Raw genomic sequence first — 5559 nt, forward strand, 5'->3', positions numbered from 1 at the left:
CGAAAACTTTTCAAAATATCCGCTACGCTACATTTTGAAAAGTTTTCATAACCCCGTTAGGGGAAACCCCTAAGACCCCAAAAGATTAGATTGAGCAAAGGCGATATGGCGATATTCATAGCAAGCACAAAACCGATAAGTAGGAGCAATGGACAATCAGCCGTTGCCTCTGCTAGCTATCGGGCAGGTTGTGAATTGGAAGATAAACGCTATGGTAAAACTCACGATTACTCAAAACGTCATGGCGTCATGAGTGCCGATATTATTTTGCCGTCTGCCCTAAAGGAGCAAGGCGCAAGCATCGAGCGCAGCGAATTATGGAACTTAGCCGAGGAGTCAGAGACACGAAAAAATAGCCGTGTCGCTCGTGAGTGGATTATCAATCTACCGCATGAGTTGGACGAGAACACACGTAAAGAGTTAGCGCATAAGTTTACCCAATCGCTAGCCGATAAGTTCGGCGTTATCGCTGATTGTGCCATTCACAAACCTACTGCTAGAGAGATTGAAAGGGGCGCAGACGCTCGCAACTTCCACGCTCATATTATGCTGACCACTCGCAAAGCCGAGCTAGGCGAGAAAGGAAAAATCACACTGACCGACAAATCAGATTGTGAGCTGTCAGATACCCAGCGTAAAGCCAAAGGCTTGAGCCGAGCCAAAACCGAAGTAACAGAAATTCGGGAGCTGTGGGAGTGTATCGCTAACGAAAAGCTAGCCGAGTATAACCATGATTTGATTGATAGCCGTAGCTATGCAGCGCAGGGCATCGACATAACGCCACAGGACAAAATGGGATCAGTTGCTACCAAATTGGAGCGCGACAAATACGAGCGAGAACTAAAGAAAGCGGAGCAAGCAGCCAAGCAAGGCAAGGTTTACGAGATAGACGAAACACCGGCAACAATCAGGGGCGAAGTAAACCGCCTGATAGCCCAGCGTAACAGCGAAGCGTGGAGCGCACAGCTTACAGACAATCAAAAAATGAATGATGCAGCCGACGCTATCATCATCAATGGTCACGACATCAAGCAAACCACACCCAAGCCGAGCATGAAAGCCGCAGCGGTAGCCGAACCCATCAAAGCACCAACACCAGACGCACCCAAGCGCAACCCCCCTTCCCCTGCCGATATTGCCGCAGCAATGGCGTTAGCTATGAACGTCAGAAAAGAGTTAGCCGAGGACGAAAAGCAAAAAGCGATGGCCTTGGAGCAGCAGCGACAACGTGAGCTTGCCGAACAGAACAAGCGTGAGCAGGCTGAACGTGATCGTATAGAGCAGCAAAGGGCAGATAGGGAAAGAGCGCAGCAGCAAGAGAGACAGGCGCAAGCTGAACGGCTTGAGCGTGAGAATAAGCAGTTCATCGCAGACAAAAAACAGATGTACGGCTCAGTGTTAGCCAAGACAGCCGAGCAAAACATCAGAGGGATTGATAAAGACAAACTCGCAGGTACGGCTATTCTAGCGATTTCAGCCACTAATGAGGTCATTCACAAGCTCAATGATTACATCAACGAGCCACGCACAACGCAGATACAGCGTGAGCTTGCCGAGGTTGAACGGAGTAATTTAACTGACTTTGTGAGCGACAAATCAAAGCAAGCACTGAGCGAGATTAAAAACCTATATCGTACAGATGACCGTAAAACGCACACAGCAGCCCTACAGACCGCTTTAAATGATTTTGTAGGCAATCACAGCAAAACAGCAGATAAAACGCAGCAGCAAGCACTACAGAGCGCACAAAGAGACGTTACAAGCTTTAATAATGAGATTAACCGTAGTCGCGGTTTTAGAATGGGAATGTAAATAATGTCAGATGAAACTGAAGTCAAACATTTACTAAGCGCGGTATCAATGCTGATAGAGCATGATACTGCTCTGATAGCGCAGCGTGAGGAACAAGACAAAGCAACCGCAGCGCTTGTAAACGATCTAACAGCCCAGCTACGAGACTACCAAGACCGAGAGCAGCAGATAAAAACGGCTATCGCTACCAGTACGGCTACAGAGACTAGAAAAGCTGTAGGCACTATTCTCAATCATTATCATAATCAGCTAACAGAAGGCGTTGCCGGTGATGTTCAGCGAGCTAATGAGCAACTAAAGCATACTGCTAGCATTGCAACTGTAGAAGTTGAGAACTTATCCCGTATTTCTTATGAGATGAGACATACATTTGATAAGCGTCTAGCTGATTTGAATATGTTTGCTGATACGCTTTCAGACCAAAATAAGCGTTTAGCCAATGATGCTAAAAATACGTTAATTAGAGTTAGAAAAGAGGCTCAAGAAGGCGCAGAGCAGTACACAGAGGAGCTATCAAGTAAGTTTGCTGCTGCTTTAAGTTGGAAAATAGCATGTATTCTAGGGGCTATTTGCTTGTTCATTTTGCTTATGACCCTGTTTTTAGGTTGGTTACTAATACCAAGCAAGGCAGAGATTGCAGAGCGTCAGACTAAGTTTGACAGTCTAGCAGCTGCAAAGATTGCTCATAACGTTGTCAGAGGTCAAGACGGTTACTATGCGAGAATTAAACCTCAGTCATGTTTTGTAGGTAAAGATAAATATCAATACTGCAAATTTAGATAATATCGAATCATCTTTTTTTAATCCTTTTAATCCCTTTAATTCCTTTTAAAGAGTTTTAAAGAGTTTTAAAGAGTTTTCCGCCCTCTACAAGCCACGTACTTCATGGCTTTCAACCTCTAACTCCCTACAAATCCAAGGTTAACTCCCTACAAATCCAAGGTTAACTCCCTACAAATCCAAGGTTAACTCCCTACAAATCCAAGGTTAAAACCTACGTGTTTATGATACTATGTAGGTAAATGATTTTTTAGGATATGTAGCAATGAAAAACCCCCAAGATATGGTAGTCAAAAGTAATACGCTGATTGAGGCTAGTTACTCACTCACTGTTCAAGAGATAAGACTGCTTGATATAGCTTTAGCAGACTTAGCAACTTATGACGAATGTGAGAAAGGGCTTCTAACGATGCATGAGTTTGTGCATATAAGGGCTGATGAGTACGCAAAGATATATGATGTTGATATGAGAACGGCTTATACGGCATTGAGAGAAGCAAGCGAAACCCTATTTACTAGGTATTTTACATACAACGTTCAAAGTGAAGCATTCCCAACCCATCAAGAACATAGAAAAGCGCGTTGGGTTTGGAATATAGCTTATGTAGAAGGTCAGGGATTGGTTAAATTAGCGTTTACGCCCGACCTCATAGAGTTAGCAGGAAAGTTGAAGGGCGATTTCTCACGCTATCATTTGAAGCAGAAAGCACCGCTCACAAGTGTCTATGCTCACCGTTTATATGAAATGATGATGCAGTGGCGAAAGTCTAAAGTAGTCCCCTCAATCTCATATAACGAGCTAAGACATAGGTTTGATATCGACGATAAAGAATATAAGAGAATGGATAACTTTAAGAGCAGAGCATTAGATCCAGCTATTAGGCAAATCAACGATTCTACAGATATAACCGTTAGCTATAAGCAGTATAAAGAAGGGCGTAAAATTGCAGGATTTATCTTTAAGTTCCAGTTTAAAGATAAGAAAAAAGAACCGTTAAAAACGATTAGTAAGAACGTTGATAACACTAAGTCAAACACTGACAGCTCAAAGCTTACACCCGAAAAAATACCCGCTATGACCGAAAATCAAAGAAACACTTTTGCTCATAAATTGCTAAATAACTTTGACTTTATCCGAGACTATAACGCCCAAACAATCGGTAAGAGCAGAGAACAATTATTGCTATGGGTTGAGCAACAGTTAGTAGATGACGACAAGCGCCAAGAATTGCGTAAATATCTATTATTAGTAGGTTATAAGTTCCCTGATCATAACAAAAAATAGACTTACTAAATTAAGAGTTATTTAGATAGTTCGTTCGGTGCCTGTATAGCGCATCGATCACGAATAGAATGTGTATGGCAGGTACACCACGAAGTACACTGTGACTATTTCATCGAGTTAAAACGTTGATACCATTAGCCTACAGCCTATTGTTCAAGTCCTCATTAGGGTACTGAATTGAGCTAACCACCCAGCCAACCTTTATTCAAACCACACTCTATCCAGTTTACTTTTATCTGATCCGTAATATTGGCGTTAGGATAACTAAATACAGTACCACCAAGATAAAGCTCATCTCCAATCTTATAAGGCTTTCCTTCAAAGGTTAAAATCTCTTTTTCAGCAGCCCAAGAAAAGGAAGTATCTGCCAGTACCAGTAAGTACGTATTACTTTCTGTAATCGTTCCTTCATTACCCATAGTCATAGTTAGACAGTTATTAACAACCGTTAAATATCCGAGACCCATACCTGTAAAACGACCGTCATATTTAGTTGGAGACCAAGTAGCAATCTGCAACGGCTGCTTAACCTCAACAGCCACTGGTGCGACCGCCTGAATGATTGGAAGGTTCTCTAACCTTTGATTAACGCAACCAGCAAGTGACAGGACGGCTAATACTGTAACTAGTAAAGTGGGTAAATTCGGCAAAGGTTGCTCCTAAATGGTTAAGAATCACTGTGCTATTTTATTTTATATAAAGCATTATGAGTAAGGATGAAATGATTATTTAAGATTATACTTTCATACTGTCCTTTTTTAAGCGAGTCTAAGCATTTTAAGTAGGCACTTTCATCGCTCACATTATTTTCTAAACACACCATAGACCAAAAAATGTTGTCAGTATCAGTTGTAATAACCTCTTTGAGGAAAGCTATACCATTTTCTGTCATCTTATAATTATTCTTATCAATCGATCTCATTAGATCAATGTGTCCGCCAAATCGCCCATAGATAAAATAATTTTGTACTTTCCCGTAATAGCTAAACTTAAGATATCGGTTTTTTGTGAGGGAAGTGATTTCCTTTGTCGTTAGTATAAAATATAAGTTCGACATAACTTACTCATTAACATTATTATGGTTTTCACTAGGTGATACACTACCGCCAACCCCCTTTACGAAATCTGCCATTAAATCTTTATCTCCCTGTCTGCTCAAAAAATCCAACAGATTATCGGCTGTATATTCCCTTAAACCGTCTACTGAATCATTCTCTAAAGCATCTACAAGAAAAGCACCCAGTAGTATTTTTTGTCGTGTCAGCTTCTTATCTAACTTCTGCTTCTCTCTATTTATTTTAAGTTCAAGCTCATTAATCTTTTGTTGTTCCTTTAAATCACTACCACCAAGCAAGCTCATAACCCTTCCTCAAGTCATCAAAATTATAGTTCTTCCAACTATAGCAACTTCTCCAATACCTAACAACAGTTTATGATATAGTTATTTGACAAATGGTTGCGTCCCACTGACTAAGTGCGAGTTTACGAAAACTTTTCAAAATATCCGCTACGCTACATTTTGAAAAGTTTTCATAACCCCGTTAGGGGAAACCCCTAAGACCCCAAAAGATTAGATTGAGCAAAGGCGATATGGCGATATTCATAGCAAGCACAAAACCGATAAGTAGGAGCAATGGACAATCAGCCGTTGCCTCTGCTAGCTATCGGGCAGGTTGTGAATT

At 41.4% G+C, this 5559-nt stretch carries 6 protein-coding genes; 3 read left to right on the plus strand and 3 right to left on the minus strand.

What is annotated here, in order from left to right; all coding sequences use genetic code 11:
- The first annotated feature begins 105 nt into the window (after positions 1-105).
- From FOR85_RS12305 to repM, 3 genes are all read left to right on the plus strand, one after another.
- Positions 106-1812 carry a MobA/MobL family protein gene (locus tag FOR85_RS12305; protein WP_144298146.1) on the plus strand — a complete coding sequence of 569 codons (1707 nt, stop codon included), beginning with the start codon at positions 106-108 and terminating at the stop codon, positions 1810-1812.
- A gap of 3 nt (positions 1813-1815) precedes the next feature.
- Positions 1816-2595, plus strand: coding sequence for a hypothetical protein (locus FOR85_RS12310; RefSeq protein WP_144298147.1), 780 nt, complete (start codon positions 1816-1818; stop codon positions 2593-2595).
- A 262-nt stretch (positions 2596-2857) separates the two neighbouring features.
- Positions 2858-3877: a replication initiation protein RepM gene (gene repM / locus FOR85_RS12315; RefSeq protein ID WP_144298148.1), complete on the plus strand. Its 1020-nt coding sequence runs from the start codon at positions 2858-2860 to the stop codon at positions 3875-3877.
- 182 nt (positions 3878-4059) lie between these two features.
- Here the strand turns inward: repM and FOR85_RS12320 are convergent, their stop codons facing one another.
- Genes FOR85_RS12320 through FOR85_RS12330 form a run of 3 tightly spaced genes read right to left on the minus strand, consistent with a single transcriptional unit; the run spans position 4060 to position 5237 of the window.
- Positions 4060-4527 carry a hypothetical protein gene (locus FOR85_RS12320; protein WP_144298149.1) on the minus strand — a complete coding sequence of 156 codons (468 nt, stop codon included), beginning with the start codon at positions 4525-4527 and terminating at the stop codon, positions 4060-4062.
- Positions 4528-4559: 32 nt separating this feature from the next.
- The gene (locus tag FOR85_RS12325; protein ID WP_144298150.1) at positions 4560-4934 is read right to left on the minus strand and encodes a hypothetical protein; all 375 of its coding nucleotides are present in this window, start codon (positions 4932-4934) and stop codon (positions 4560-4562) included.
- A gap of 3 nt (positions 4935-4937) precedes the next feature.
- Positions 4938-5237, minus strand: coding sequence for a mobilization protein MobS (locus FOR85_RS12330; RefSeq protein ID WP_144298151.1), 300 nt, complete (start codon positions 5235-5237; stop codon positions 4938-4940).
- Positions 5238-5559: the final 322 nt, after the last annotated feature.

The sequence above is a fragment of the Psychrobacter sp. YGAH215 genome, assembly GCF_007280595.1.
Lineage (GTDB): Bacteria > Pseudomonadota > Gammaproteobacteria > Pseudomonadales > Moraxellaceae > Psychrobacter > Psychrobacter faecalis.